The following is a 26,548-nucleotide window of genomic DNA, read 5'->3' on the forward strand; positions in this document are numbered from 1 at the left end:
ACATCCTGCTGAAGATCCACAACTCGGCGCTGACCGGCATGCAGGACAGCCCCCGCCACTTCGCCAAGTGGGCCGCGCTCGCCGCCGACGAGGACCACCCCGAAGCCGACCTCACCGAGGAGACGTTCCGGGCTCACATAGCCAACGGCGACGAACGTCTGACCGCCCTGTGGAGCCGCACCCTCACCGCCTGGGACTTCGCCGACGCCCCCCAGTGGGCACCGAACGCCCCGCCCCGTACCGAGGAACGCCGGACGACGGTCTACGACCGGCTGCGCCTCGGCCCGGACGTACGCAAAGCGCTGGACGCGGCCGTCCCGGTGAGCCGGGTGCCGGGCGCCACCGTCATCGCCCGCGAGTTCACCCCCTGGTACACCCAGGAGCAGATGGCCGCGCGCTCCTTCTACTGGACGGCGTACGAGGACAAGCTCCGCGCCAAGGGCTGGCCGGACGCGGCCATCGCGAGCCTGGACGAGGCGAGCCGCTCCGTCGTCGAACGCCTCACCGACCCCGAGCAGCCCGCCAGGCGCCAGGCGAAGGGCCTGGTCGTCGGCTACGTACAGTCCGGCAAGACCGCCAACTTCACCGGGGTCGCCGCCAAGGCCATCGACGCCGGCTACCGCCTGGTCATCGTCCTCGGCGGCACGCTCAACCTGCTGCGCGCGCAGACCCAGCGCCGGCTGGACATGGAGCTGATCGGCCAGGAGAACATCCTGCGCGGCGCGGACCCCGCCGACCCCGACTCCCTGGTCGGCGTGGACTACGTCGACGAGGACGCCGACTGGCCCCACTTCGTACGCCACGGCGGCCGCCCCTCCACGCTCGGCGCCTTCGACATCGAACGGCTGACGACCCGCGACAACGACTACAAGAGCCTGGCCCAGGGCATCCGCGCCCTGGAGTTCGAGAAGCGCGAGCCGACCCTCCCGCTCAACGACCCGCGCAATCTGCACCACGCGGCGGCCCGGGTGATGGTCGTGAAGAAGAACAAGTCGGTCCTCACCAAGCTGGTCAAGGACCTGAAGCAGATCCACGGCCTCCTCGGCGAGCTCCCCGTCCTGATCATCGACGACGAGTCCGACCAGGCCTCGGTGAACACCTCCAACCCCAAGCGCTGGGAGCAGGGCTGCACCGAACGCACGGCCATCAACGCACTGATCTCCCAGCTCCTCACCCTCCTCCCCCGCGCCCAGTACGTCGGCTACACCGCCACTCCCTTCGCCAACGTCTTCATCGACCCGAGCGACGCGCAGGACATCTTCCCCACCGACTTCCTGATCTCGCTCCCCCGCCCGGCCGGCTACATGGGCGTCCAGGACTTCCACGACCTCGACTCACCGCTGGAGGCCGGCGAGCGTACGTACGCCAACTCCCAGGAGCTGGCCCACGTACGCGGCATCCACGACGACGAGGACGACCGCCTCCAGCAGGCCATGGACGCCTTCGTGCTGTCCGGCGCCCTCAAGCTCTACCGCGCGGACCACGGAGTCCCCGAGGAGCCCTTCCGCCACCACACGATGCTCGTCCACGAGTCGGTCCGGATCAACGACCACGCGGAACTGGCCCTGCGCATCAACACCATGTGGCACGAGGCCGGTTACGCGTCGCTCGCCGGACGCAGCCGGCTGGCGGAGCTGTTCGCGGACGACTTCGCGCCGGTGAGCGCGGCCCGCGCGGACGGCCTGCCCACCCCGTCGTCCTTCGAGGAACTCACCCCGTACATCAGCTACGCCCGCCAGCTGATCGGCAGGGGCGGCCGGCCGGTCATCGTCGTCAACGGCGACTCCGACAAGTACTTCGAACAGCTCGACCTGGACTTCGACCGCACCCCGCACGTCTGGAAGATCCTGGTCGGCGGCACGAAGCTCTCCCGCGGCTTCACGGTCGAGGGCCTGACCATCACGTACTACCGCCGCACCACCCAACAGGCCGACACCCTCATGCAGATGGGCCGTTGGTTCGGCTTCCGCCCCGGCTACCGCGACCTGGTCCGCCTCTACATCGGCCGCGCGGAGACGTACGGCCGCGGACAGACGGCCGACCTGTACGAGGCCTTCGAGGCCATCTGCCGCGACGAGGAGGAGTTCCGGGGCCAGCTCGCGCGGTACGCGGAACTCGTCGACGGCAAGCCCCAGTTGATCCCGGCGCAGGTCCCGCCGCTGGTCTCCCAGCACCTGCCGTGGCTGCGGCCCGCGGCGCGGAACAAGATGTACAACGCGGAGCTGGTGGAGATCCGGTCGCCGGGGGTGTGGGTGGAGCCGACGGCTTACCCGACGGACCCGGCCGACCTGCGGCACAACACCGAGACCTGGCTACCCATCCTGGAAATGCTCGACCCCGACCCGGCAGTCTTCGTTCACCTCACCGATGACGACCGAGGCACCTATACCCGCTACCCCGCGAAGACTGCCGTCGTCAGCCACTCGCAGCTCCTGGAGACGCTCACCACCCTCACCTGGGCACGGCGCGACCTCTTCCACCCTCACCTCCGGTACCTCGCTGACGCCAGCGACGCCGGCTGCGCAACCGACGACTGGCTGGTGATCGCTCCGCAGACCTCTGGACCGACCAGCGTGGCCGCCGCCATCCTCAACTCGCAGCCACTCACGCTCGTACAACGAAGGCGCAACGCGCACGGCGTCTTCAACCGCATCTCCGGACTAGCTCACCGACAGTCCGCTGAGCGCATCGTCGGGCTTCTGCCACTCACCGACGACGATCCCTTCGCCACGCAGTTCCACCAGCGCCGACGCGGAGTGGTCCTGCTGTACGCCATCGCGGACGCAGAGCCCGGCGCGTCCACAAGGTTCGCCAACAATGGTCGGATCGACCCGGCCAAGGTGGCAATCGCCGCATCCCTCATCCCGGCTGCAGACCCAACCACCAAGCCAGTACCGTTTGTTCGGTTCCGTGCGATCGATGTATCGCGAGTCGGTTCACCAATCGTTGACGCACTTACAGGGGGATGAAGCCCGATGGCCGAGCAAGCCGCTCCCGGCACTCCACTCAGTCAGGGAGCCGGGGGCAAGCGAGCTCTTCCCGAGCCCGGCTCTCCCGAGCTTGAAGAGCTCCAGCTTTCTGAGGCGCATCGCCTGCTGTACGGCTTCCTCTTTGAACGTCGCGCAGAACCGCCGACCATGGTTGAGATCCGAGCCCACGTTGCAGAAACGGGTGGCGAAGCACCCGCGCAGACAGACAGACGCGTTCGTGATCTACGCGGCCATTTCAACATCCCGGCCGTCCGAACCGGGTCGGTGCACCGGTACCACCTCGTTGGCTGGCGCGATGGTGATGGGATCGGAGTGCGGTCCTCTCTCAACAAGCGCCTCCGCGCCCAAGTGCTTGCTCCCCGCCGCTGTGCCCAATGTGGGAGGACGCCAGTCGATCACGGCGTAGTCCTCGTCGTCGATCACATGGTTCCACGAGAGTGGGGAGGCAGTGACGATCTGAGCAACCTGCAACCACTGTGCGAGGAATGCAATTCCGGAAAGCGAGATTTCTACGCCACATATAACACCTACGGTGATCAAATCCGATCCGCCGCAAATTACGACGAGCCGCACCGCCGCATCGGGGAACTCCTCAAAGCGTTCAACGGCAATTGGGTGCCGTCTGACCTCCTTGGCACAGTCGCCTCCATGAAGCAATATCAGGAAGACTGGCAGAAGCGGCTACGCGAGCTAAGGATCCTCGGCTGGATCATTGACAGCAAAAGCGAGTCCACAGCCTCTGCCAGGAGACGACGCACCTACTACCGCGCAACGAGCTGCCCACCCTGGCCTCAGGGGGATATTCGGTCAGCCATCAAGCGCCTTGAGAGGGCAGACAAAAGAGGACCCGCCCGGGAGGCCCGAGGTGGTCGGTGATGTGGTCCGCCGCCGACATGGAGATCCTGAACAGGGGAGCCAGATGCGGTAGCACCGGGCGGAGCTGGTCTCCCGGGGTAAGCTTTTGCGCCCGCCGGTGCCGTGGCAGCCATACTGGATCACATGCGAGGCATGGTGACTGATGGCTGGGAGCGACCCGAAGGATCTTGGGCGTCCTCAGAGGCACGCCGCCGCAACATGCAGGCGATCCGCAGTCGGGACACCAAGCCGGAGCGGCTGATTCGCAGCCTCGTCCACGCTGGCGGCCTTCGCTATCGGGTCGCCGCAAAACCCCTGTCCAGTCTCCGCAGGACAGCTGACCTGGTCTTTCGTCCCACGAAGGTCGCCGTCTTCATCGACGGCTGCTACTGGCACGGCTGCCCTGAGCACTACGTTCCGCCAAAGACAAACCCCGGCTACTGGTCAGGCAAGGTCGCGGGCAATATGGCCCGCGACCGGGACACTGATCAGCGCCTAGCCGAGGAGGGCTGGACGGTGCTGCGCTTCTGGGAGCACGAGTCACCCGAGGAGTGCTCGCGCACTATCCTCCGCGTCGTCCTCGACCGTCGGAAGTCCCTGCTGGAGCGGAAGCTCAGGCGCTACCAGTGACGGATCCTGCTCAGGCTCGAATTGTGGATGCGGGTCGTCCAGCACAGGCCCGGTGCGCAACAATGCTTCGCTGATACTTTTACCCACGGCAGCGGCCACGGGCGGCGGGAAGGCATTCCCTACCTGTCGGTATCGCGCAGTTTTCCCGCCTCCAACGAATTCCCACTGCTTTGGGAACCCCTGGATCGTGGCAGCCTGCTTTACCGTGAGCTTGGGCCCACGCTCCAAGTCCCCGAGATCACGGCCGGGGTCGACCATGTCTTCTTCAGCGTTGGCCACACCCATGGCATCGACCCCAAGTGCAGCCCATGCCTTCTTCGCTCGCGTGGGGCCGAGATCAGCGCCACCATGCTTCTTGGATCCACCGACGAGGGTGGGCGCGACTGTGCCCAGCTTCGCCTGCTCATGCCACTTGTTGAACCGAGGCGAGTCCTTACCAAGCCGTCGTTCCATGGACTCGCGCAGCGCTTCGGCGACCGTCTTCAGCTTCTTCTGTGGTTCAGGCCATGTGAAGCCGCGGTATTCGTCAGCGCGGATCGCAACGAGGATGGCACGAGGACGGAGCTGCGGCACTCCGAAATCTTGGGCCTGTAGGACTCGCCAGCCACACACCACGTACCCAGCTTTACGCAACCGGTTTTTGATGTGGTTGCGGTAGTAGCGGAACTTAAGCTCCGGTTCGACCAGCCCGCGTACGTTCTCAATCATGACTGCTCGCGGTTTTAGCTCTTCAACGAGATCAAGAATCGTGGGGAACAGATCCCGTTCGTCGTCACGCCCGAGCTGCTTTCCTGCAGTTGAGAATGGTGGGCACGGCACACCCCCGGCAAGGAGATCAAGCTGGCCCTGCCTCAGCAGGCCGGGCTTCTGGCCGCCCTTGCTGGGAGACTCCGGGTCGCGAACCTCATCCAGCGGGTGGAACTTCTTCACGTCCACCTCGCGCACCAGGCAGTGCCGCTTCTCCCAGCTCCACGCCGGCAGAGTCTCGATGTTGTGCTTCAACGTCGACACCGCGTGCGTGTCGATCTCAACCAGCGCAAGGTGCCGGAAGCCAGCCTGGTGAAGGCCGACAGCCTGGCCGCCGGCGCCCGCGCAGATCTCAATCGAGGTCAGCTTGCGGTCGGCGGTACTCATCGACTCCTCCTGGTGCAGTGCGTGCAGACACGCAAGTGTCGCACCCCGCACTGACACGAGTCACGGGACCGGCCGCAGGCCACAGAGCCCAATCAGCTCCTCATGAGCGCTTCCAGGTCACGCTCAAGCTCCTCCCGCACGACAGCAGGGAGCTGCCGGTACATTCCCCATGCCTTCTCGGCCTCGCTCAGCGGTCGGCAGTCGGCCTTCATCCACACGAGCAGGTCCCGCTTGTGCCGCGCAGGGAGCTCCTTCACACGATCCCAGACCTGCCCTTTCGTCATCTGGGTCCCCGTGAGGTGCTTCACAGTCTCGTTGCAGCGGGCGCATTCCGTGATCAAGTCCTCCGCATGTGAGCCACTGCCGGACTTGTGCGGGTTCACATGCCCGAGGGTCAGCCTCGCGTGGGCGCTCACGTCGTCGGGATACGCCTCGCCTGCGGACACCCCACAACGCCGGCACATGTGGCCGTCGCGCTCATAGACGTAGCGGCGAGTCTTGGCGCTGATCTGGCGAAGGCCAGCGGCCCTGTACTCCTTCTCCCAGACTGGCGAGCCGATCTTTTCGAGGAACAACTCCTCCGGCTGGAGGCTGGGCTTATCCCGATACGTCTTAATGTCCCAGCCGGCCGGGCGGAGATCCCGCATACGCCGGTCCACTTGCTCCGCTCCATGGATCGCAGCCCGCAAACGCTGCTTAGAGAAGACGGAACCCTCCCCTACCTCATCCCGAAGCCACAAAGCCACCCTGATCCGGGTTCCAAGCTTCGCGTCACGCCAATCCAGCCCATCGTCTGACATAGCCACCCCACCAATTCGAAAACGTGTTTCGTCGTTACTTCGTTCGCGGCATGAATATAACTTGCCGCCACTTGCCGCGGCAAGTGGCGGCAAGCTTTGAGTGATCAGCGTGACCACCCACAACCGGAGGTATCCACTGATGTCTGTACAGAGCGGGCCCACCCCGAACCTTTCAGCCCCCACCTGCATTGAGATTTGTGCCGGTGCCGGCGGTCAAGCTCTCGGGCTGGAGCGCGCAGGGTTCGAACACGGCGCGTTGGTTGAGATTGACGCAGATGCCGTGCGGACGTTGCGGAGCAACCGGCCCCATTGGAGGGTCCTGCAAGCGGACGTCCGCGATTTGCCCGCGTCCGACCTCACTTCTGGGAAGCAGGAGATTGACCTGCTCGCCGCTGGTGTCCCCTGTCCCCCGTTCTCTCTGGCCGGCAAGCAACTCGGTGGTGGCGATGAGCGGGACCTCTTCCCGCGGGCACTGGATCTGGTGGAAGCCATCCAGCCCAGAGCCGTCATGATCGAGAACGTCAAAGGCATCATGCAGGCCAAGTTCGACTCCTACCGCGCCGCGGTCCTCGAAAGGTTGGAGGGTCTGGGTTACGAAGTGACGTGGCGCCTGCTGCGCTCATGTGACTACGGCGTATCCCAACTCCGCCCCCGCGCTGTACTGGTAGCTCTGCACCGCCAGACGTTCGCTCACTTCGCCTGGCCAACCGCCACAGCCTGTCCCGTCACCGCGCCGCCGGTCGGGGAGGTTCTCTACGAATCGATGGCCTCGCGAGGATGGGACCTCGCCCGTCAGTGGGCAGACGGCGCCATGCGCATCGCACCGACTCTCTGTGGCGGCTCCCGCAAGCACGGCGGCGCAGACCTCGGACCATCACGTGCCCGCCAGGCTTGGGCAGCACTCGGTGTGAACGGCTCCAGTGTTGCCGATGCGCCACCGCTGCCGGGCACCCCGCTCCCAGTAAGACTCACGGTCCCGCAGATGGCCTTGCTCCAGGGGTTCCCGGCTGACTGGCGTTTCTCAGGCGGCAAGACGTCTGCCTACCGCCAAGTCGGCAACGCGTTTCCTCCGCCCGTCGCGGAGGCGGTCGGGCGAAGCATCGCTTCCGCACTTGATCATCCGGCCCGGGTAAGCGCTACTGCCTGAGTCCCCAGCCTTGGCCGTCGGCGATTGACCACATGGCTCGGAGGGCGCCTACGGTGCTGCGTCAGCTGACGCAGCACCGTCCAAGGGACGGCCTCTATCGATGACCACCATCGAGATGCCCCAGCAGAGCCCGGACATCAGCCATGTCCATACCGCCCACCATGGGTGTTTCTTCCTGAAGATCCGCAAGCTGCTGAACAGACGGGTCGTCGAGAATCCGGCCCATGAATTCGAGCTTCTCTTCCAATCTCAAGGCGACGACCTCATCGATCGTCCCGCGTGACGCCAACACGGTGACATTGGTCTCTGTGCCAGGTGCCAAGCCCAAGCGGTGGATCCGGTCAAGGCTCTGAAGGAACCGTCCAGCCATGAAATCGCGGTCCACGTAGACCGCGTCATGGCACGCATGGTGCAGGCTGATCCCCTCGCCCAGGGTCGCCGGGTTGGAGAGCAGCACTGCACAGTTCGAGTCTTCGCGGAATCGGCGCAGCTCCAGCGCCCGGTCGGGTGTGCCACCGTGCACCACCGCGGGGCCGAAGCCCGCGAACAGACGCTCCATCGTCGTCAGGCTTCGCACGAAGGTCGTCCACACCAGGGTCTTGCGACCCTTCTCCGCGTTGTTCGCAACGATGCGAAGAGTCTCTTCGTACTTGGGAGACAGCTCGTAGCTCGGCAGATCCCTCATCAACGAGTACAGCGAATCGCTCTGCGGCACGTCCAACGGTGGTACCTGGTACGACAGCGGCTCATACCGACTGTTGCCCTCCGCCAGAAGAGCCGGGCTGGTGGCCGCCATCAGCAGGCGCAACATGGCTTTGCCCAGAGCGTCGAAATCATCGCGGGCTGCTTCGGCCCGCGCCGAGTATCGGCCAACCAAAGCGTTGTAGATCTCCTGGTGCAAATCAGGCATGTCCACGTAGCGGATTTTTGGTTCGAACGGTGGCAGGCCGAGCTCGTTCTTGGTGGTACGGGTGAAGAGCGGGCGCAACACTGCGCTCGCATAGGCGAGGTCCCCGCCGGCGACAGCGCCGGTCACGACCCTGCGCCCGTGCCCTGGCCATACGAACGACAGAAGGTTCTCCAGGTCCCGCGCCCCGTTCGGAGCCGGGGTGCCGGTCAGGATCAGCCGTCGCCGGCTCAGTGGGCCCAGGGCCATGCACGCCGCGCCGTAGATCCCTCGCGCCCCCAGTTTCATCCGGTGCGCCTCATCCAGAATCACCATCGACGGTGTAGCCCTGAGCCACCCAGCGAGGGAGGCCAGCGAGCGGTCAAGCCGCTCGTAGTTCACGACGAGGACCTCCGCTCCCGGAGCCGGGGACTTCCCCATGATCTCGAACCTCAACGGCTCCTTGAGGCAGGTACGGCTCTCGAACTCCCAGGCCTCATAGGCGGATTTCGGGCTGATGACCAAAAGCCGGTGTGCCTCACCGCGCTCCCGCATCGCAGCGAATACGGCGAGCCCGACACGGGTCTTGCCGGCACCGGGAACACTGAAGTTGGCGCCGTGGCGCAGAGACAGCAGTCGGGCTATGTCCCTCTTCTGGAAGTCCGTGAGGTCTGCTGTCCACTCGTTGCCGAGCATCGCCAGGACATCATCGGGCAGGATCTCCTGCTCTTGCGTGGTGCCATCGCCCTGAAGCTGTTGCTCTGCCGTGTCCGCGTCGTCCAGGACACCGCTTACCAGCTGTGCCAGGTCCTTGTCCCAGTCCACGTCGGGGGACGGCCATGTGCCCAGCTCACCGATACCGACCAGGAAGTCATCGAGATCGATTTCGGCGGTCAGAGGGCCGCGCTGACCGCCTGCGGGAAAGCGGGCTGCGAGCTGCGCAAGGTCGCTCTGGCGGCCGTGCCCGGCTCGGAGGACGGCCCGGGTACGCGTCACATCGAAGACGATCCGCAGTGACGGTTCTTCCCCCTGGCTCACGCATCCTCCTTCCGGAAGACATCAAGAAGCCAGGACACGCCATCGCCCGGGACCTTAATGCTGCGAGCAGACTCGATTGCCAGCTTCCCCAAGGCTTCCCGCAGTTTGATGACCGCCTCGTCGAAGGTCTCGTCGTCCAGACTGCTTGAAGCCCTGGCGAGAACCAGGTCCGTGTTGCACTGCTCAATGTCCTGACAGGCGTCGGTCAGCCGATCAGGAGCCGCCTGCTTCCGCTTCCGGATGCGGGCATCCTTACCCGCAGGCTCAAGCGCGTCTTCGAGAGCGTCCTTGGCAGCCTTGAGCGTGCGCGCCGCCGCAGCGACCCTCTCCATGGGCAGTGACTCCGCGGCTGCCTCGACAGCCTTCACCCGCAGGATCGAATCAGTGAGTGCCCTCGCCTCAGCAACCTTCGGGTCAGCGGCTCTCACCGTCCTGTTCAGCCCGGGAATGGTGACAGCAGCAGCCGGCGCCACGGCTGACTGGGCCTTGAGCTCGTCAGGAAGACGCTTGTCCAGGTACCGGGTCTTGAACTCCGCTTCGATCAGACGGACGTCGGTCTTCGAGAAGTTGAGGACGATAGCAGCGAGACGGCTCTCCTTCATCAAGTCGGCCTTCTCCTTGCTGGCCGCTGAGTCCTTGATGTACCTGCGGTGCAGCTCCTTGAGCTTCTCCGCTTGGTCCTCGAAGTCAAGCAGCCGAAGCTGGGCGCCACCTTCCTTGCTCCGCTCGACTAGGTCATTGAGCGTTGCGAGGATCCAGATGTCCTGCTCGCACCTGGGCCCGGTTGTCCGGAAAACCCGTGCAATGTCCGACACCGAGCGCCCGAGACTGATCTGCTCGTCAACGGCAAGCAGACGGTTGATGTAGGAGTACTCCCGCCGGTGGTCCTTGCGCAGCTGTAGTGCCAGCTCAACTGCGTTGACGTCTGCCCAGGTGCAGGAAGCCGGCAGCACTCCGACCCGGATGGTAGGCGTGCCCATCTCCTTCATCGCTGCACGCCGTGTGTTGCCATTCACGAGGACGCCGTCACGGGTGATCAAGCCGGGGTCGTTCTGCTTGAACAGCCTGAGACTCTCCTGCAGCGTGTCGAAATCAGGGTCTCGTTTCGAGGGATCCGCCGGCAGCGCCTGAAGCAGATGGTGCAGATAATCCTGGCTCTCTGTACTCCAGGCATCCTCTTCGAGTGCCCGATCGCGCACGGGTTCGTGGGTGCGTTGCGCACGGATGCGGTGAGTGCCCGGGTTGTAGTAGAGCGAGCCCACCGGCATGTCGATGACCTCGACCTGGATCGGCTGCTCCCGCCACTCAATGCGGAGCGTCTCCGGTACGCCTCCGGCATCCTTGATCTCTCTCAGACGCTTCTCGATGTGGTCCTGGTTCTCAGCTGCCCGCGGCGGCGTGCCAAAGTCTGTACTCATACCTGTCTCCTCAGGTTCAGAATCGTCTGCGCGCCGCAAAGGCGTGCCAGGCGGGTGTCCGTACGGTGCAGTGCTAGTTGCCAGCGTCCAGGACACCCTGCACCTGCTCGCGGGAGGCCGCGGACAGCGTCTGGTACTCGGCCCAGATGGACTCCAGCGCGCTGAATTCCCGCTCCCCCGCCGCGACCCAACGCGTCAGAATCGTCCGCTCAAGGCTGCCAAGGTTCTGGATCTTCCTCAGCAGGCCGGGGGTGTCCACAGCAAGCTCGCGCCCGCCTACGCGACAGCGTGTGCACTCGGTCAAGAGCTGCACGGAAATGGATCCATCGGCCTGCCGGACCTGGCGCCGGGCGATGTCGAGTTGCGCCGCCTCGTACGTCCCCGCGTACATCTGGCCGGCCGTGATTCCACACGAGCGGCAGAGGTGGCCATCCTTCGCCATGATCTCCCGCCGCTGAGCAGCCGTGATCCCCAGGTTCGTCTTGGCCCGGCCCTTGCCAGGCTCCCAGACCGGCTCCCCCTGTGTGACGAAGCGCTGCTCATTGGCATCAAGGCTCAGATCTTCGCGGTTGGTGTCGATCCGCCAGCCGAAGTCGCGCAGGTCGCGCACTCGCCGGTCGATCTGTGAGGTGTCGGGAAAGGCCGACTTAAGCTGTGTCTTGGTGAACACGTTGCCCTCCCCCACGACGCTGACCAGCCAGAGAGCCCCCCGCTTCATCGAGCCGTACTTCTCGTCCGTCCACGACGGCAGTGTCATGGTCAATGCCTCCCCATCTGGCAATACGACGGCCTTGCGGTCCCCGGTGATCCGCTACCGCTTGCCGAGAAGGCTTCCTCGTCTGACGGCCAAAAGCCAGAGTCTTTGGATCTTCTCCAATAAAGGGAACAGGGAGTGCTTTCGCTCCGTCCAGGCGCTCCCTCACCATGAGATGCCAGGAATGAACTCTGTGATCCCAGAAGAGGCTCGATGCCCCGTAGAGGCCAGATCAGCAGCCAGGTTGCAGCCACCGTCACGGCGGAGGAGCGGCAACTCGCGAGCGCACTACGCGCGATGTGCATGTGCATTCAGCGGGACCTGGAGAGCCAGAAGGCGATCGCAGGCAAGATCCATCTCAGTGAGTCCGTGCTCTCTGGGGGCCTCAGCATGCAGAAGTTCCCCACTCGGCAGACTCTCTACAGCCTGTGGCAACTCATGCCGGGCAGCATGGCGCTGAGGCGCAGGCCGATTCCCCGCACACGTGGTGAACTGATGGGGCTGCACGCGCGGGCGGACGCTGCACGCAAGCTCCGGCGAGCCCGGGAACGCGCGCGCACGCTCGACGGACCGGACCCAGTCGTCAGTGCGAGGCCGGCCCCGCTGACTGTCCGAAACAGGCACTCGAAGCGATATCTGCGCACGCGGGCTGTCGGCATACTCGCCAGCGCAGCGCATACCGGCGCCAGTTCACCGGCGGCGCCACCGAAAGTTGTGTTGCCGGTCCCCCACCGCCAGGGGGACCGGCAACACAACGGAACTCCCGAGTACGTCTGGACGGGACTTGAAGAATTGATGAGCCACCTGGAAGCAGGCCGCGAGCCAGCAGCCATGACGATCCTGTCGCATGCGGCGAGAGCCACGAATGTGAGCGATGTCCGAAATGCCATCGTCGCGTGCCGCACAGCAGGGCTCGATGGCGCCGCTCACGCAGTGCTGACCAATGCCGGCCTCCGTGGGGCCGAGACCGTACTCAGCATCGCCGGGTCACTACACGAAGCCGAGTACCACGAAGACGCAGCTCTCCTGATCCGAGCAGCTATGGACCACAGCGGTAATCACGCCAACCACCGTTAGGCGGCCTCTGATTCTGCTTCGAAGTGCATCTGTGCGCGGTCAAGGATGTCGTCCGGGTCGCCACCTTGAGCGGCAAGCCAGTGAAGCAGGTCGGCGATGATGTCGGTGACCGACTCTTCAAGCACTGCGTAGCTCGGGGTCAGGGTCTGCGTGCCGCCGCCGGCCCGGCGGTACCCCTCAAGCACGACAGCGGCTCGCTGAAGCCGGGCACAGTGGCGCAGCGGCTTCAGGCGGAGCTCACACCAGACTGCCTTCCCCGTGGCAGTGAGCAGAGTGCCCCAGTCTTCCGCCATCCCGGACAGCAGGTGCAGGCCACGTCCGCACTCCTCGTCCCAGCCGGCTGCCACGACGGAAGGAGAGGCGTAACTCTTGTCGTGCAGTTCGATGCGGAGCCGCTCCCTGCGGGATTCGAGGACCAGCGTGGCCGCAACACCGTGTCCAACGTGCTTGATGACGTTGGTCGCGAGTTCGGTTGCGGCCAGTTCTGCTTCGTCGGCCACCGTCAGCATCCCCCAGTGGCCAAGCTGAGACCTCACCGCCTTCCGCAGGACAGACATCTCCGCCGGCTCCGCCTCGAAAGGCAGAACACAGCGGAGTTGGGGTTCCGTGACTTCGTAGCCGTTCATGGCTGCGCTCCCTCCTCGCCACACGAGCACCTGCACCTGTCGTGTCCGTACGACTGCGCTGTGTAGCTCCTCCGGGCAAGCATGCCACTAAGAAGTCCCGTCGTGTAACTTCTCACGAACTCTCCAGGGTGAATCTGGTAGCCCATCACCTTCACGCCTGCCTAGCCTTGCCTGAAGACCAGGTCACTGGTCGCACGTAGCGGAGGATTGCTTCCATGTCAGCGAGGGCCACCACCCGGCGAAGGCAACTCGGCGCAATGATGCGCAAGTTGCGAGCTCGAAGCGGGATGACGCTGGAGGAGGCGGGGCGTCTGGTCGACGTCTCGAAGGCCACCATCAGCCGATACGAGACCCAGGAAGGGCCAGTGAAGTGGCCAGTCGTCGATGCGCTGTGCCGTGAGTACGGTGCCACCGAGGCGGAGCGCGCAGCACTTGTCTCACTGGCCAAGGAAGCGAAACAGCAGGGCTGGTGGAGTTCATTCTCCGACTCCATCCCCGAGACCCTGAACCTCCTCCTCACCCTCGAAGACGAGGCTGTTCGCGAGGACCACTTCAACTGCCTCTATGTGCCGGGTCTCCTCCAGACCCGCAGCTACACGGAGGCCGTGCAGCACGCGTCCGAGATGCGGCTGTCTCCCGATGAGGCCAAGCCGCTCATCGACATCCGTATGAAGCGCCAGGAGGTCCTGGCTCGGGACAAGCCGCTGCACCTCTGGGCCATTCTCGACGAGTCGGTGATCCGCCGGGTCGTCGGATCGCGCGAAGTCATGACGGAACAACTCGGCCATCTTCTCGAGGCCAACGAGTCTCCGGACATCACGCTCCAGGTACTCCCGTTCTCCAAAGGCGCCCACTCGGCAGCTATGGGCAGTTTCGTGATCCTCGGTGGCGCCGAGCCGAGTCTGGACGTCGTCTACGTCGACATCCATCTCGGGTCGCTCTTCATGGAGAAGGACGAAGAGCTCTCCCGATACAGACTTGCGTTTGATTACCTTCGGGCTCAAGCGTTGGACATGGCAGCCTCATCAGCCATGATCGACCGAGTCCGTAAGGAGATGTGATGCAGAGCCGTACTACGCCCATACCGTCCAACGCCTGGTTCAAGTCCTCGTACAGCGGAGCCAATACCAGCGAGTGTGTCGAAACTGCGTTCCTGCCTGGCGGCCCAGCCGTACGCGACAGCAAGGACCGTCACGGTCCGCAGCTCGCCTTCGGCGCCCCCGCCTGGGCCGGCTTCGTAGCGGCCCTGAGAAACGGCCAACTCGACTGACCGCCCTTGGCAACCACCCCGCCCCCTGGCACAGTTGATCGTCGACGGTAAGTCTCAGGGGGCAGACGGGGCATGGGGCACTTACGGCGGCAGGCCGCGTTGCTCGTCTGTTCGCTCGGGCTGGCCGGGCTGGCTTGGGGCGTCTCCGTCGACGAGGACCGGGTCGTCGACGCGACGCAGTTCTCCGTGGCGTTCTTCGCGACGCTGCTCACGGGTGAAGCCGTCATCTTCGCGCTCACCTTCTCCGCTGCCAGCTCCTGGCCGTCGCTCCGTGCCATCGACAGCCACATCGCGTTTCGCGAGTGGGTGTTCATCGGGTGGGTCGCCGCGATGTTCACCGGATGCGGGCTGCTCTGGAAGAACGAGACCAGCGCGACGTACGGCGCGGAGCTCTTCCTCCTCGCGAACGTCTTCGGGGTCTTCTCCTTCATCCGGCTCTTCGGCCTCGCCAGCGTCGGCGGACGGAACCGGCTGCTGACCCAGGCGCTCGCACGCGGCCTCGTCGAGCTGCACGACCAGGAACTCAGCTTCGACGAGGAGCTCAGCGACGATCCCGTGGTCGCCGCGTATCTCGGCACGCTCGACCAGTCCATCAGCGGCAACGATCCCACCGGTATCCGCAATCTGGTGGGGCAGCTCATCGACGCGCGTGTCCCGGCGCCCGCAAACGAGAACTCGGTAGCCCTGCACCTCGAAGTACTGCACCGCCTGTCCCGCGCGGCCCTCGTACGCGGCGCCGACCCCATCGTGGTCACCGGCAGCGCGGAGCGGCTCATCGGCTCCATCCTTGCTCAGGCCCGGGACCTGCCGGATGTCGCCGCAGTCCTGGGCGCGACCAGCCGCTACCTCGCCTGGCTCGGCAGTACGTCGATGCTCATGTCGGTGCGCGGGATCGCGTCCAGCCGGGCCGCACGCGAGCTGGTGGCCATGTCGGTGGACTGCCGGCTCCGTATCCTCCTCTGCGTCGACCCCGACCCGAAGACGGTGAGCAGTGCGGACGATGTCGCCTCGGTGCTGAGCGATCCGGCCGGTGTGCTGCTCTGGACGCGCGACTACACCGAATTCCACGGTGCGCACCAGGCCAATGCGTTCTACGGCGTGTACCAGTTCCTCACCGGCCGCAAGTTCATGGGCAACTACTGGGACGGCGCATCCGTCCTCGGTGAGATGCGCGAGGCCCTCTACGGATCGGAGGACCCCGCGACCGGGCCGGCCGCGGACACCGCTCGGGAGACCTTCGGCTCGGTCGCCGGGTTCGACCGCTTCTGGGCCCTCGTCTCCGTCGGCGCCATCGCCACCTTCCGCGATGCGCGTCTCGTCCATCCGCCCGAACTCGTCCGCCCGGAGTTCACACCGGATCCGCAGTTGCTGGGCGCGTATCTGCGTACCTTCGCCTCCCACCGCTGGTTCACGACCGCTGCGGGGGCGCGGGAGGCGCTGCTCGTCCTCATGGCGCGCACGGATGAGTCCGGTTCGCCGTGGCAGCAGATCCAGGCCCGTACCGCTGCCAGTCCTGTCCCCAGTCCCTCTCCACGCGCCGAGCCCCAAGAGCGGCCTGCCGCCATGGTGCTGGCCATCGCCTGCCGCCTGGCGCCGCTCAGCGTCGCCGAAGCCGATGCCGGCGGAGAGTCGGAGCTCCGGGCGTTCCTCGACAGCCTGCCCGCGCCTGCGCTGAAGTCGGCCGCTGCGCTGGCCGCCCGCGTACTTCCCATCCCGCCCGGCACCCAAGGTGAGGCCGAGACCATCGCGGTCGGGCTCCGCGTCCTTCAGCTGGTGGGTGCGCCGGCACAGGTGACCTCATGAATGCCATGCACTGGCCGACCCTCATGGCCAGGTTGCTCCGACCCTCTGTCACGCACGCGGTCGTCGTCCAGTGCGGCCTCGACTGGCTGAGACCGCAGCACGCGGGCCTCCGAAACGACATCGACCAGGCCCTGGTCGCAGCGCAGTTGCGGCGGGGCTCGTCGCTGCGGCTGACCCGCGTGGTGCTCCACAACCTTCCGGCTGCCACGGTCGACGCACCCGACGCGGACGCCGTGATGCGAGCGTTCGACGAGTGGAACTACCGGCTCGCGGCGACGGGCGCTCTGCTGTCAGGTCCCGCGCCGCGCGTACACCGGCTGATCATCCCCGGTGACCAGGCCGCAGCCCCACTACCGGATATGGTCGATCTGCTGGAGGACGGCCAGTGGTCCGATCCAGAGAGCACCGCTCTTGCTTTGAGTACCGTCGAGACCACTGGTGCCACGACACCGCTTACCGGTTACGACGTGGATCTTCAGGGCCCGTTCAGCGACGGTGATCCTTCGGTCCACATGTGAGATGAGGGAGATCCGTTGCCATACGCCCAGGGGAACTCACAGGACCGAGCGTTTCTCGAACAGGCCATCGCCGTCTCGCGTCACGCCCTTGAGGACGAGGGCAAGACCCCCTTCGGCGCCATCGTCGTCGTGGATGGCGAGGCTGTGGGCGTCGGCACCAGCTCCGTCGTCGAGCGCAACGACCCGACCGCGCACGCCGAGGTCATGGCGCTGCGATCTGCGGGCGAGTCGCTCGGCCGGCACCTGATGGAGGACGGCGTCATGTACTCCAGCAGCGAGCCCTGCCCGATGTGCCTGGTCGCCTGCTACTGGGCGCGGATCCCGCGTCTGGTGTACGCCGCCAACAGCCACGATGTCGGGACCAACGGCTTCGAGGACCTGCAGTTCTACCGGGAGTTGTCGCTTCCGAACAAGGAGCGGTCCCTCCTGGCGGAGGTCCCGGTCGAGGGCGACCTGCGTGAGAGCGCGGCGGGTGCGCTTGCCGAGTGGGCGGCTCAGTTGCCGTTCACGGTGGTGCCCAAACTCTGACGTCCTGCATTCGTACGCCGCCGCACCTTCCGCCCCTGAGGAGCAGTTCCCACGCCCCACCAGACAGTCGGACAGCGCCACGGCACGGGGACTGTCCGCAGTGGCCGCGAACAGCCACCACGTCGGGGCCGACGGCTTCGAGGACCTGCGGTTCCACCGGGAGTTGAACGCTGCCGAACAAGGAGCGGACGCTTCCGGCGGAGGTCCCGGTCGGGGGTGACTGCGCGGTGTGTCACAGACTGGGCGGTCCCGGCCGCCACGAGACGGATACCGAGTTATAGTCACCAGGTCGCGAAAAACGATGTTCCGCGGGTCCACCCCGCCGGACATCACTCGTACATCGATGCAGATGGTTCTGATCGGTGAGCGTCTCCTTGCCGAGATCGGGCATCCCCGTCCGCTTTCGGCGCTGACCACCGCCGCCGCTTGTCGGCGCGACAGAGGAGCGCACCATGCAGAAGACCATCGCCATTGTCGGAGCGGGACTGGGCGGGCTGACGCTCGCCCGGGTGCTTCAGGCTCACGGTGTCGCCGCGACGATCTACGAGGGTGAGGCTTCGGCGACGGCCCGTGCGCAGGGCGGCCTGCTCGACCTCCACGAAGAGACCGGACAGGTCGCGGTTCGCGCAGCCGGTCTCTACGACGAGTTCCTCGCTCTGGTCCGCCCGGGCGAGGACGCCAAGCGCGTGGTCGACCGCCACGGCACGATCCTGTTCGACATGCTTGCGGACCCCGCCTCGACCCGTCCAGAGGTGGATCGTGGCGAACTCAGGCGCCTGCTCATCGACTCGCTGACGCCCGGGACGATCAGGTGGGGTCACAAGCTCGCCTCGATCCGGCACCGTGTGGAAGGCGGCTACGACCTCACCTTCGCGGAAAGTCCCGCCACGCGCGCCGACATCGTCATCGGCGCGGACGGTGCCTGGTCGAAGGTGCGTCCGCTGCTCACCCCCGCCAAGCCCCTCTACAGCGGAACCTGCTTCATCGAGATCGCCCTCGCCTCGGGCCGCCAGGACTGTCGGGCGAGCGTGGCCGCGATCAGTAGCGGCACGCTGATGGCAGTCGCGCCGGGCAAGGGCATCATCGCCCATCGCTACGCCGACGGGCAGGTGCGGGGATACGTGGCGCTGAACAAGCCCGAGGAGTGGATGAGGTCGATCGACTTCGACGACCCGTCCGCGGGCCTCCGTCAACTTGCCGACGAGTTCGATGGCTGGTCGCCGCTGCTCACCGCCTTTGTGACACAGAGCGACGCGGAGCCGTGGCTCCGCCCCATCCATGCCCTGCCCGTCGGGCTCGCATGGGACAGGGTGCCCGGCGTGACGCTCGTCGGCGACGCCGCGCATCTGATGTCGCCCTTCGCCGGCGAGGGTGCGAACCTCGCCATGTACGACGGCGCTGACCTGGCGAGCAAGCTGGTTGAGCAACCCGACATCGAGGCCGCGCTCACCGCCTACGAAGAGCGGCTGTTCCCGCGTAGCAGCGACGTCGCCGGCCGCTCGGCGAAGAACCTGGAGATCTTCTTCGGCGGGGAAGCACCGCAGAGCGTAGTCACTCTGTTCGATCACTCCTGATGCTCAGTCCGGGTCCGCGGTCTTGTCGCAGACCCGGTGGGGAACGGGTACGGCCATCGCGTGATCGTCGGTGACGATGTGGTCCAGCAGACGGGACGCGATCCAGCCCGAGGCCCATCCACCGGTCCTGAGCACTGCTCCGGCGAGCAGGCGCAGCAGAGCGTGGGCCTCGGGGAGACCTTGGTCGGGTCTTCGGGCGCACACGTGAAGTGCACCATCACCGTCGTCTACTGAGAGGAAATGCCAGGGCTTCCGCAGTGGGGCGCCCTGGCGTTCTCCAGCTCTCCGGGCATGGATTCAGTCAGGTCGGCCGGAGCGAAGGTTACGACGGGCTGGGTGCTCCGTTGATCACGGTGAAGCGCTCGCGCCACGGGGTGTGGTCGTTCGGCGCGGACGGGGATCCGGGCGATTTCGGCTGTGCGGCGGCGCGGCGGCAGGGGGCGCAGTGGGTCTCGTCGGCGACGGGGCGGAAGGCGTGGTCCTCGCCCGGCCCCTGGCAGGTGACCAAGCCGGTGGGTGTGGGCGCGGACGGCGGCGGGGCGGATGCCGGTTCCGGGGCGTCGGGGAGCTTGTGCACGAGGCGGTAGCGCAGGAAGCCGACTGCCGAGCGCACGCCGTCGTGTGGGCGTTCGGCGAGCAGGACAAGGCGCAGGTCGGCGGGCGTGACACCGCGCAGCAGCCACTTCGCGGCGTCGGCCGCCAGGGCGCGGGCCTCGGGTACGCCGAGGTGCAGTTCCCGGCGGGAGTGACGTAGCGAGAGCAACACCCGTTCTGCCTGCGCCAGTTCCCGAGCGGGTGGCCGATCCGAATGAGGCCCGGGGTCCGGCGCCGGTGCCGGTGCGGTTTCCCGTTCCGGTGCCTGGCTCGGTTCGCCGGGCGGGCGGGCTTCGGAGGGTGGGTGGGGAGTGGTCTTCTCACCGTGGTCTTCTACCGGTTCATAGCCACCGGCCACCCGGCGCCCCGGCCCACCGACCGCCGGAACCCGGGTACTCGGTGACGGAGCGGCCTGCGTGGGGTCCTGCCGTAAACCGGATGCCTGCTCGACGGTCAGCGGGAGATTCGCCACGAGCTGCTCGGTGACCCAACGGCCTCGGTCGCCCTGGGTGCGCCACTCGTGGACGTAACCGTGCGCGGTCAGTTGCTCCTTGGCCTTCTGGTAGGCGCGTCCCTTGAGCCCGAGCTTCTGCGCGAGCTCACTGAGGGCTTGTGCACCGCGTGCTCGGGGAGGCCCTGGACGTACAGGAGGAGGATCTTCGCGTCGTTGTTCAGACGCGGATGACGGACGACATCATGCGATGCCTTCGTATAGCGCCCGGACGGCGCGATAACATACCGAAGCATTCCCGGTGGACCTTTCTCCACTGGTGATGAAGGCCCTCGGTTGGTGTTGTAGCACCGCCGGGGGCCGCCCCGTATACGTGCGTACGCGGAGCGTGATGGCACCGTCACCGTACCGCACGGAAATCATCTCCCACCACACAAACGGGACTTCCGGCCCCACCGGGGGCGTGCGGCGGCGTGCAGCACACCCTCGTCCGGCTTCACCGACGCGAGGAACGCGTCGAGCAGATCCTCGTGCTCGGCCTGCCCGACGTCCTGCTGGTCCCTCACGAGAGGGGTACACGCGATCGCGCGGGGCCTTGGCGGCGGTTCATGCGGTCGAAATGATCGCTCGGGTGACGGTGCTGATCGCCGGGGCGGGGTGGCCGGGGAGGCGTGCCACGAGCACCCGGCGGATCTCGGGGGGCGCGCCGTCGACGCGCAGCAGGCTCACTGCGGGCGGCAGCACCGGTGCGAGCCCGGACGGTACCGTCGTCACGCCGAAGCCGCCGGCGACCAGCTGGAGCTTCGTCAGCCAGTCGCGCGCGGAGTGGATGACGCGCGGCCGTCCGGGCAGGCCGGGCCAGACACCGAGCAGTGGCTCGGAGCCCGATGACGGGGTGGCGATCCACGCGGCGTCGACCAGCTCGTCGACGTGCACCGTGGTGCGTCCGGCGAACTGTCCGGTCGAGGGCGCCGCCACGAGCAGTTCGGTGTCCGCGACGGTCTCGAAGTGCAGGCGCGGCGAGTCGCCGTCGAAAGGCCGGTGGGGCGGTCGGGACGTCAGTACGGCGAGGTCGAGCGAGCCCGCGCGCAGCGCCCGGATCAGGGTGGGTGTGGTGCCCTCGCGGGTGGTGACCGAGACCTGCGGGCCGGCCGCCGCGACGTGTGCGAGTGCGGCGGGCAGGATCGCCGCGCCCGCGCTCGGGACTATCCCGAGTCGTACCCGTTCGGTCCGCGGGACGGTGCCGGTGAGCTCACGCTCGGCCGCCGAGAGCGAGGCCAGGACCGTGTGGGCGTGCCGCAGCAGGATCAAGCCGGAGGGAGTGAGCCGTACCCCGTCCGGGCGGCGTTCGAACAGGGTGGTGCCGGCGCTGTGTTCGAGGGCTGCGGCCTGACGTGAGACGGCCGACTGCGTGTAGCCGAGTCGGGCAGCCGCTGCGGTGAAGCTGCCGGACTCGGCGATCTGCCGCAGGACCCGCAGTCCCGCACTGGAGATGTCCATGCGGCCTACGCATACCACAGATGCCAGATCATCGCTTCCCGCATGCTCACTCAGCTCCTAGTGTCGATCCCACAGGCACGGACAAACACGGAGGTCATCACGTGCGAGCAGCAGTTCTGACGGAGTTCGGCGCCCCGCTCACGGTGCGGGAGGTACCCGACCCCGAGGCCGGGGGCGGTGAGGTGGTGGTCGAGGTCCTCGCCGCCGGCGTGGCGCCGTATGCGGCCGAGGTCTTCAGCGGCAAGCGGAAGTACCCCCTTGTCCCTCCTGTCGTGCCCGGTGTCGGCGGCGTGGGGCGGATCGTCCACGTCGGCCCGGACGCCACCCGGCTGCGCGTCGGTGACCTGGTGTGGTGCGACTCGACGGTGCGCTCGCGGGACGACGCCGTGACGCCCGACATCACGCTCCAGGGCTGGAGCTCGCGCGGCGCGGGCGGCGCACGGCTCGCCGAGCACCTGCACGACGGCGCGTTCGCCGAGCTCATGCGGGTCCCGACGGAGAACGTCTTCCCGCTGCCCGCCGCGGCCAGGGACGATCCGGCCCGCTGGGCCGCACTCACCGTGCACACCATTTCCTACGGCGGGCTGCTGGCAGGCGGGCTCGCAGCCGGCGAGACGCTGCTCGTCAGCGGGGCCACCGGCAATCTCGGCAGCAGCGCGGTCGCGGTCGCGCTCGCGATGGGAGCGGGCCGCGTGGTCGTCCCCGGCCGCAACCAGGCCGCGCTCGACCTCCTCGCCGACCGGTTCGGTCCGCGGCTGCGCCCGGTCCCGCTGACCGGGGACGAGGCCACCGACCGCGCGGCGATGTCCGCGGCGGCCGGCGGTCAGATCGACATGGTGATCGACCTGCTCCCGCCGAGGGCACCCAGCTCGGTGTCGCGCGCGGCGGCCATGACCGTGCGCGAGTACGGCCGCGTCGTCCTCATGGGCGGCGTCGGCATGCTCGGGGGCGACGACCTCGCGCTCCCGTACCCATGGATCATGCGCAACTCGATCACCGTGCGCGGGCAGTGGATGTATCCGCGCACCGCCAATGCCGGCATCATCCGGCTCCTGGCCTCGGGCACTCTGGAGCTCGCCCCCGAACGAGTCCGGTCGTTCGGCCTCGATGCCGTCAACGACGCCATCGCGTACGCCGCCGCACACGGTGGCCCGTTCGACCGCACCAGCCTCACCCCACGGGCCGGCTGACAAGGCCCACTGATCCCCACCACCCGCCGCCGGGCGGCCCGAGGCCGGCGGCGCAGCCCGAGGCAGTCGGCTATCTCCCGCATTTCGACAGAACCTGCTCGCCCAGGACGCACCGCGAAGGCAACCATGAGTGGGTGACGTCGCCCGAAGCAGCAGCAAACGCCCTACAGGACCATGCCGCCCTCTGGAGCATGGGGGAAGTCCCTGCGAGAGATGTCGTCAGTGCCGCCTGTGATGCGCTCGTCGCAGGGCTCGACAGCCCCGGGCTTCGAATCCTCGCCGCCTGTACCCGTGCCGAGGCGGACTACGACGTCCACTACTTGCTTCCCCCAGCACTTGACGAACTCGGCCTCACCTTCTACCCAGTCGCCGGCGAGGCCGGCCAAGAAGCAGCCGTGCGGGCGCTCGCCCGACGCATGCTCGCCGGCGAGCTGGAACCCTGGGAGTTGACCTTCCGGATTCATCAGCGCTATGGACATGAGCTGCCCCTGACGGAACGGCTCGCCGAGCTCGATGACGAGTACGCCATCCTCGAAGACACCGGCAAAGCAGTAGCTCAGGTCAATGCCGAGGTCACAGCCGAAGCCCGCCGCCTCGCCGCCGGAGCTCGGCTCAGCGCACCGGGAAGCCGTAGGTGTAGCCCTGCTCCTTGAGCCGGGGCAGGAGGCGGCGCAGGGCCTCGACGGTCTGGGAGCGGTCGCCGCCCGCGTCGTGGAAGAGGAGGGTGGGTCCGTTGGGCAGTTCCCCCTCGACGGTGGCGACGATGGCGTCCGCGCCCGGTCGCTCGAAGTCCTTGCTGTCCACGTTCCAGCCCAGCGGGCGCATCCCCCGGGAGGCGGCGAGCTTGCGGCTGTACGGGGTGAAGGCCCCGCCGGGCGCCCGGTAGTACATCGGCCGTACGCCCCCGGACGCCTTGGTGATCATGCGTTCGGCGTCGAGTATCTGCTGCGACTGGTAGGCCTCGGACTTCTTGTCCATGGTGGTGTCGTGCGACACCGTGTGGTCGCACAGCCGGTGCCCTTCCGCGACCACCCTCTTCACGAGGTCCGGGTGGGCCTGTGCCTGCGGCCCGACCATGCAGAACGTGGCCTTCACCCCGTACTGGCGCAGCAGGTCGAGCACTTGAGGGGTCCACGTGGGGTCGGGGCCGTCATCGACGGTGATGTTGACGCCGTGCGCCCCGGCGTCCGAGGAGTGCGCGATGGTCACTTCGACCGGCTTGGTCTCACTGGCCGATTTGGCGGGAGCGGTCGCCTTCGGTGACGAGCCGTCCGCGGAACTGGCCTGCGCGGTCCACGCGGAGGCACCGGCGGTGAGTATCGTCACCGCGAGCCCCGCCCCGAGCACCTTGCCGTACCAGCCCCGTCCGCCGCTGTGCCGTGCCATGTCCGCCCCTTGCCTCGCAGCCCGCACCGATCTTGGTCACCTCGCAACCACTTGGCAGGACGAGGCGGGTGGGCCGATGGATGCCTCCGTTACCGACTGCGGACAATTTCCGGTTGGTTCGCGGACAACTCTGCGCGGACAACTCTTCGCGGGCAGCGGGCGGAGCCGTACCGGTTGAGGTTCCCCGGCGTGTATAACCACCGGGCCACCGGGCGCCCCGGGCCACCGACCGCCGGAATCAGGGCACTCGGTGACGGACCGGCCGGGGTGGGGTCCTGGCGCAGACCTGAGTGCGCCAGGCATGGCCCGGGTCACTGCCGGTCAGCGACCGGGCCGGAACGCGGCGCGCCGACCGAGGCCTACCGCGATGAGCGCTGAGACCGCGAGGACGGTCATCACTGCGGGCAGGGCCTTGGCTCCGACGCCGTCCACGATGACCGCTCCTACCGCCCCGGCTGTGAAGATCGCCAGGTTGAAGGCCGTGGTGACCATGGATATGGCCGCGTCGGCGTGCTCGCCGGTGGCAGCTCCCGCAGCGGACTGAAGCTGTGTCGCTGAGCCGCCGAAGGCGAGTCCCCAAAGGAGGATGGCGAGGATCGCGAGCGGCGTGGACTGCTCGGCGGCGAGGAGGATCACGCCGGCGAGGATGAAGAGGCCCACGCTGGCCAGGGTGAGGCGGCGGAGCATGCGATCGACCAGGATTCCGGTGATCCAGACACCGGCGATCGCGGCGACGCCGAAGATGACGAGCGCGAGGTCGGGCTTCAGATCGAGGTGCTCCTGCTGCAGATAGGGGGCGATGTACGTGTAGAGGAGGTTGTGCGCGAGCAACCAGACGAAGACGACGGCGAGGATGGTCGCAAGACCCGGAATGCGCAGCACCTTGACGAGCGGGATACGCGTGTGTGCGTGCTGGCCCGGAGCGTCGGGGACGAGGATCAGTGCACTGACGAGGACGACAGCGGTGAACAGGGACGATCCGGCGAAGGCCCATCGCCATCCGAGCGTCGTACCGAGCCAGGTGCCCAGCGGAGTCCCCGCCGCGAGGGCTATCGGGATGCCGGCCATGGCGATGGCCAGGGCGCGTCCAGCGCGTTCCGGCGCGGTGATGCGCATCGCGTATCCGGCGAGCATGCCCCACAGCAGACCGGAGAACGCGCCTGCAACGAAGCGGACGAGGAGGGCGACGAGGAGATCAGGGGCGAGCGCGGTGGCGGTGTTCGCGAGGAAGAACCCGAGCAGCCCGACGCACAGCAGCGGCTTGCGCCGGGCACCGCGAGTCAGCATGACCGCGGGGATCGCCCCGAGGACCGCTCCAACCGCGTAAGCACTGACGAGTTGGCCGGCTGAGCCGTCGGAGACGCGGAGTCCGCGGGCGATCTGCGGGAGAAGCCCGGCCGGCGCCGTCTCGGTCACGATTCCGATGAAAGTGGTGCAGGCCATCACGATCAGCGCCGGGAGCGGAAACCGCGGGGCTGTTGCACCAGAGTCGGACATGCTGCTGGTAGCAGGCGGGTCGTCCGGCACTGTGCTGCCGGACGCGGTGCCGTCGTGTGAGGGCGCCTGGGCGGAATCGGACATTGCTGTCTCCTTGTGGTGCTGACGCGGCAGTCACGTTGATGCGTGAGCCGGATGGTTGGCGGATCGGGTGCTCATCAACCGTTTTCGGCGCCTGGTGCCAGGCGCGGGCGAGCGCGGGCGGGCTCAGGCGGACGTGTTGACGCCGAGGGTGAAGTTGAAGTTCCCTGCGCCGTATCGGCCCAGGCCCATCATCACCAGGCCTGTTCCCTCCAGCCAGCGCGCCATTTCGAGGGAGCCGGTGTCCAGCGGCCGCAGCCCGAGGCTCTTGATGAATGCCGACACAGTTGCCTTGGCCTGGGCGTCGTCGCCGGCGATGAGCACGTCCAGCGGGCGGCCCTGGGCCAGGACGTGGCCGAAGACGGTGTTGAACGCCTTCACGACGTGCGCACCGGCAGGGGCGACCTTGGCGATCTCCTGCGCGATGGACGCGTCGGCAGCGGTGGTCAGCCCAGTGGCGTCGGAGTTGAAGGCGTTGGTGATGTCGACGATGACCTTGCCGGCCAGCGCGTCCCCGTACTGGGCGACGACCGGCGCCGCGTTGTCGTGCGGCACGGCGAGTATGACGATGTCGCCGGCCGGTGCGGTGCCGAACGTCCCGGCCGCGGTGCCGCTGCCGAGGGCTTCGGCCAGGTTCTTGGCCTTGGCCGCGTCGCGGCCGATGACCTGGACGGCATTGCCGCCTGCGACCGCCCGGGCGCCGATGGTGCGGGCCATGTTTCCCAGACCGATGATGCTGATGTTGCTCATGATGTATCTCGTTCCTCAGTGGTGACAGATGTGGTGGGGATGCTGACGAGG

Annotated in this window: 25 protein-coding genes; 12 read left to right on the forward strand and 13 right to left on the reverse strand. The window is 67.0% G+C overall.

Going from position 1 to position 26,548, the window contains the following annotated elements:
• Window positions 1–38: 38 nt before the first annotated feature.
• From AB0M87_RS06485 to AB0M87_RS06495, 3 genes are all read left to right on the forward strand, one after another.
• Complete coding sequence (locus AB0M87_RS06485) at window positions 39–2,969, forward strand: Z1 domain-containing protein (protein ID WP_365850965.1); 2,931 nt, start codon at window positions 39–41, stop codon at window positions 2,967–2,969.
• Between the two features lie 444 nt (window positions 2,970–3,413).
• Window positions 3,414–3,866: an HNH endonuclease signature motif containing protein gene (locus AB0M87_RS06490; protein ID WP_365850966.1), complete on the forward strand. Its 453-nt coding sequence runs from the start codon at window positions 3,414–3,416 to the stop codon at window positions 3,864–3,866.
• A 132-nt stretch (window positions 3,867–3,998) separates the two neighbouring features.
• Window positions 3,999–4,475 (forward strand): very short patch repair endonuclease, encoded by a 477-nt coding sequence (locus AB0M87_RS06495; RefSeq protein WP_365850596.1) that lies wholly within the window; start codon window positions 3,999–4,001, stop codon window positions 4,473–4,475.
• Here AB0M87_RS06495 and dcm (AB0M87_RS06500) read toward each other — a convergent pair.
• Window positions 4,386–5,609, reverse strand: a complete 1,224-nt coding sequence (dcm, locus tag AB0M87_RS06500; RefSeq protein WP_365850598.1) for a DNA (cytosine-5-)-methyltransferase — start codon at window positions 5,607–5,609, stop codon at window positions 4,386–4,388. The genes AB0M87_RS06495 and dcm (AB0M87_RS06500) overlap by 90 nt on opposite strands.
• A 92-nt stretch (window positions 5,610–5,701) precedes the next feature.
• Window positions 5,702–6,256: an HNH endonuclease gene (locus AB0M87_RS06505; protein ID WP_365850600.1), complete on the reverse strand. Its 555-nt coding sequence runs from the start codon at window positions 6,254–6,256 to the stop codon at window positions 5,702–5,704.
• 292 nt (window positions 6,257–6,548) lie between these two features.
• Here AB0M87_RS06505 and dcm (AB0M87_RS06510) point away from each other — a divergent pair, with 292 nt between their 5' ends.
• Entirely contained in the window at window positions 6,549–7,556 is a 1,008-nt protein-coding gene (dcm, locus tag AB0M87_RS06510; RefSeq protein WP_365850601.1) for a DNA (cytosine-5-)-methyltransferase, read from the forward strand.
• Window positions 7,557–7,650: 94 nt separating this feature from the next.
• Here the strand turns inward: dcm (AB0M87_RS06510) and AB0M87_RS06515 are convergent, their stop codons facing one another.
• The 4 genes from AB0M87_RS06515 to AB0M87_RS06530 form a co-directional block, all read right to left on the reverse strand.
• A complete protein-coding gene (locus AB0M87_RS06515) occupies window positions 7,651–9,480 on the reverse strand; it encodes a DEAD/DEAH box helicase (RefSeq protein WP_365850603.1) in 1,830 nt (609 codons plus the stop codon).
• Window positions 9,477–10,898, reverse strand: coding sequence for a transcriptional regulator (locus tag AB0M87_RS06520; RefSeq protein ID WP_365850604.1), 1,422 nt, complete (start codon window positions 10,896–10,898; stop codon window positions 9,477–9,479). The genes AB0M87_RS06515 and AB0M87_RS06520 overlap by 4 nt, the downstream gene beginning before the upstream one ends.
• Window positions 10,899–10,971: 73 nt before the next feature.
• Window positions 10,972–11,655, reverse strand: a complete 684-nt coding sequence (locus tag AB0M87_RS06525; RefSeq protein ID WP_365850606.1) for a hypothetical protein — start codon at window positions 11,653–11,655, stop codon at window positions 10,972–10,974.
• 1,070 nt (window positions 11,656–12,725) lie between these two features.
• A complete protein-coding gene (locus AB0M87_RS06530; protein WP_365850608.1) occupies window positions 12,726–13,391 on the reverse strand; it encodes an ATP-binding protein in 666 nt (221 codons plus the stop codon).
• A gap of 179 nt (window positions 13,392–13,570) precedes the next feature.
• On the opposite strand from AB0M87_RS06530, the gene AB0M87_RS06535 reads away from it, so the two are divergent.
• From AB0M87_RS06535 to AB0M87_RS06560, 6 genes are all read left to right on the forward strand, one after another.
• The gene (locus AB0M87_RS06535; protein ID WP_365850609.1) at window positions 13,571–14,416 is read left to right on the forward strand and encodes a helix-turn-helix transcriptional regulator; all 846 of its coding nucleotides are present in this window, start codon (window positions 13,571–13,573) and stop codon (window positions 14,414–14,416) included.
• Window positions 14,416–14,625, forward strand: a complete 210-nt coding sequence (locus AB0M87_RS06540) for a DUF397 domain-containing protein (protein ID WP_365850610.1) — start codon at window positions 14,416–14,418, stop codon at window positions 14,623–14,625. Before AB0M87_RS06535 ends, AB0M87_RS06540 begins: the two co-directional genes overlap by 1 nt.
• Before the next feature lie 72 nt (window positions 14,626–14,697).
• Window positions 14,698–16,428: a hypothetical protein gene (locus tag AB0M87_RS06545; RefSeq protein ID WP_365850612.1), complete on the forward strand. Its 1,731-nt coding sequence runs from the start codon at window positions 14,698–14,700 to the stop codon at window positions 16,426–16,428.
• A complete protein-coding gene (locus AB0M87_RS06550) occupies window positions 16,425–16,946 on the forward strand; it encodes a hypothetical protein (protein ID WP_365850614.1) in 522 nt (173 codons plus the stop codon). Before AB0M87_RS06545 ends, AB0M87_RS06550 begins: the two co-directional genes overlap by 4 nt.
• 15 nt (window positions 16,947–16,961) lie before the next feature.
• Window positions 16,962–17,474, forward strand: a complete 513-nt coding sequence (locus AB0M87_RS06555; RefSeq protein WP_365850615.1) for a nucleoside deaminase — start codon at window positions 16,962–16,964, stop codon at window positions 17,472–17,474.
• 452 nt (window positions 17,475–17,926) lie between these two features.
• A complete protein-coding gene (locus tag AB0M87_RS06560) occupies window positions 17,927–19,048 on the forward strand; it encodes an NAD(P)/FAD-dependent oxidoreductase (RefSeq protein ID WP_365850617.1) in 1,122 nt (373 codons plus the stop codon).
• A gap of 3 nt (window positions 19,049–19,051) precedes the next feature.
• Here the strand turns inward: AB0M87_RS06560 and AB0M87_RS06565 are convergent, their stop codons facing one another.
• The 4 genes from AB0M87_RS06565 to AB0M87_RS06580 form a co-directional block, all read right to left on the reverse strand.
• Window positions 19,052–19,252 carry a hypothetical protein gene (locus tag AB0M87_RS06565; RefSeq protein WP_365850618.1) on the reverse strand — a complete coding sequence of 67 codons (201 nt, stop codon included), beginning with the start codon at window positions 19,250–19,252 and terminating at the stop codon, window positions 19,052–19,054.
• Window positions 19,253–19,370: 118 nt separating this feature from the next.
• A complete protein-coding gene (locus AB0M87_RS06570; protein WP_365850619.1) occupies window positions 19,371–19,814 on the reverse strand; it encodes a hypothetical protein in 444 nt (147 codons plus the stop codon).
• Window positions 19,815–20,512: 698 nt separating this feature from the next.
• Entirely contained in the window at window positions 20,513–20,659 is a 147-nt protein-coding gene (locus tag AB0M87_RS06575) for a hypothetical protein (protein WP_365850621.1), read from the reverse strand.
• A 40-nt stretch (window positions 20,660–20,699) separates the two neighbouring features.
• A complete protein-coding gene (locus AB0M87_RS06580; protein WP_365850622.1) occupies window positions 20,700–21,593 on the reverse strand; it encodes a LysR family transcriptional regulator in 894 nt (297 codons plus the stop codon).
• A 101-nt stretch (window positions 21,594–21,694) separates the two neighbouring features.
• On the opposite strand from AB0M87_RS06580, the gene AB0M87_RS06585 reads away from it, so the two are divergent.
• Together AB0M87_RS06585 and AB0M87_RS06590 are read left to right on the forward strand one after the other, a co-directional pair.
• Window positions 21,695–22,783: a zinc-binding alcohol dehydrogenase family protein gene (locus AB0M87_RS06585; protein WP_365850623.1), complete on the forward strand. Its 1,089-nt coding sequence runs from the start codon at window positions 21,695–21,697 to the stop codon at window positions 22,781–22,783.
• 134 nt (window positions 22,784–22,917) lie between these two features.
• A complete protein-coding gene (locus AB0M87_RS06590) occupies window positions 22,918–23,436 on the forward strand; it encodes a hypothetical protein (RefSeq protein WP_365850625.1) in 519 nt (172 codons plus the stop codon).
• On the opposite strand, the gene AB0M87_RS06595 is transcribed toward AB0M87_RS06590, so the two are convergent.
• The 3 genes from AB0M87_RS06595 to AB0M87_RS06605 form a co-directional block, all read right to left on the reverse strand.
• Window positions 23,396–24,169: a polysaccharide deacetylase family protein gene (locus AB0M87_RS06595; protein WP_365850627.1), complete on the reverse strand. Its 774-nt coding sequence runs from the start codon at window positions 24,167–24,169 to the stop codon at window positions 23,396–23,398. The genes AB0M87_RS06590 and AB0M87_RS06595 overlap by 41 nt on opposite strands.
• A gap of 321 nt (window positions 24,170–24,490) precedes the next feature.
• A complete protein-coding gene (locus AB0M87_RS06600) occupies window positions 24,491–25,750 on the reverse strand; it encodes an MFS transporter (protein WP_365850628.1) in 1,260 nt (419 codons plus the stop codon).
• A gap of 123 nt (window positions 25,751–25,873) precedes the next feature.
• Window positions 25,874–26,497 carry an NAD(P)-binding domain-containing protein gene (locus AB0M87_RS06605; RefSeq protein WP_365850630.1) on the reverse strand — a complete coding sequence of 208 codons (624 nt, stop codon included), beginning with the start codon at window positions 26,495–26,497 and terminating at the stop codon, window positions 25,874–25,876.
• Between the last annotated feature and the right edge of the window lie 51 nt (window positions 26,498–26,548).

Origin of the sequence: Streptomyces sp. NPDC051320 (assembly GCF_040682175.1) — a bacterium.
GTDB lineage: Bacteria > Actinomycetota > Actinomycetes > Streptomycetales > Streptomycetaceae > Streptomyces.

Bases quoted from the DNA above. Each gene is read 5' to 3' on its own strand.
- AB0M87_RS06495 (WP_365850596.1), top strand. From the start codon at position 3,999: ATGGTGACTGATGGCTGGGAGCGACCCGAAGGATCTTGGGCGTCCTCA.
- AB0M87_RS06540 (WP_365850610.1), top strand. From the start codon at position 14,416: ATGCAGAGCCGTACTACGCCCATACCGTCCAACGCCTGGTTCAAGTCC.
- AB0M87_RS06490 (WP_365850966.1), top strand. From the start codon at position 3,414: ATGGTTCCACGAGAGTGGGGAGGCAGTGACGATCTGAGCAACCTGCAA.
- AB0M87_RS06560 (WP_365850617.1), top strand. From the start codon at position 17,927: ATGCAGAAGACCATCGCCATTGTCGGAGCGGGACTGGGCGGGCTGACG.
- AB0M87_RS06550 (WP_365850614.1), top strand. From the start codon at position 16,425: ATGAATGCCATGCACTGGCCGACCCTCATGGCCAGGTTGCTCCGACCC.
- dcm (WP_365850601.1), top strand. From the start codon at position 6,549: ATGTCTGTACAGAGCGGGCCCACCCCGAACCTTTCAGCCCCCACCTGC.
- AB0M87_RS06580 (WP_365850622.1), bottom strand. From the start codon at position 21,593: ATGGACATCTCCAGTGCGGGACTGCGGGTCCTGCGGCAGATCGCCGAG.
- AB0M87_RS06485 (WP_365850965.1), top strand. From the start codon at position 39: ATGCAGGACAGCCCCCGCCACTTCGCCAAGTGGGCCGCGCTCGCCGCC.
- AB0M87_RS06520 (WP_365850604.1), bottom strand. From the start codon at position 10,898: ATGAGTACAGACTTTGGCACGCCGCCGCGGGCAGCTGAGAACCAGGAC.
- AB0M87_RS06595 (WP_365850627.1), bottom strand. From the start codon at position 24,169: ATGGCACGGCACAGCGGCGGACGGGGCTGGTACGGCAAGGTGCTCGGG.
- AB0M87_RS06535 (WP_365850609.1), top strand. From the start codon at position 13,571: ATGTCAGCGAGGGCCACCACCCGGCGAAGGCAACTCGGCGCAATGATG.
- AB0M87_RS06545 (WP_365850612.1), top strand. From the start codon at position 14,698: ATGGGGCACTTACGGCGGCAGGCCGCGTTGCTCGTCTGTTCGCTCGGG.
- AB0M87_RS06605 (WP_365850630.1), bottom strand. From the start codon at position 26,497: ATGAGCAACATCAGCATCATCGGTCTGGGAAACATGGCCCGCACCATC.
- AB0M87_RS06525 (WP_365850606.1), bottom strand. From the start codon at position 11,655: ATGACACTGCCGTCGTGGACGGACGAGAAGTACGGCTCGATGAAGCGG.
- AB0M87_RS06600 (WP_365850628.1), bottom strand. From the start codon at position 25,750: ATGTCCGATTCCGCCCAGGCGCCCTCACACGACGGCACCGCGTCCGGC.
- dcm (WP_365850598.1), bottom strand. From the start codon at position 5,609: ATGAGTACCGCCGACCGCAAGCTGACCTCGATTGAGATCTGCGCGGGC.
- AB0M87_RS06505 (WP_365850600.1), bottom strand. From the start codon at position 6,256: ATGCGGGATCTCCGCCCGGCCGGCTGGGACATTAAGACGTATCGGGAT.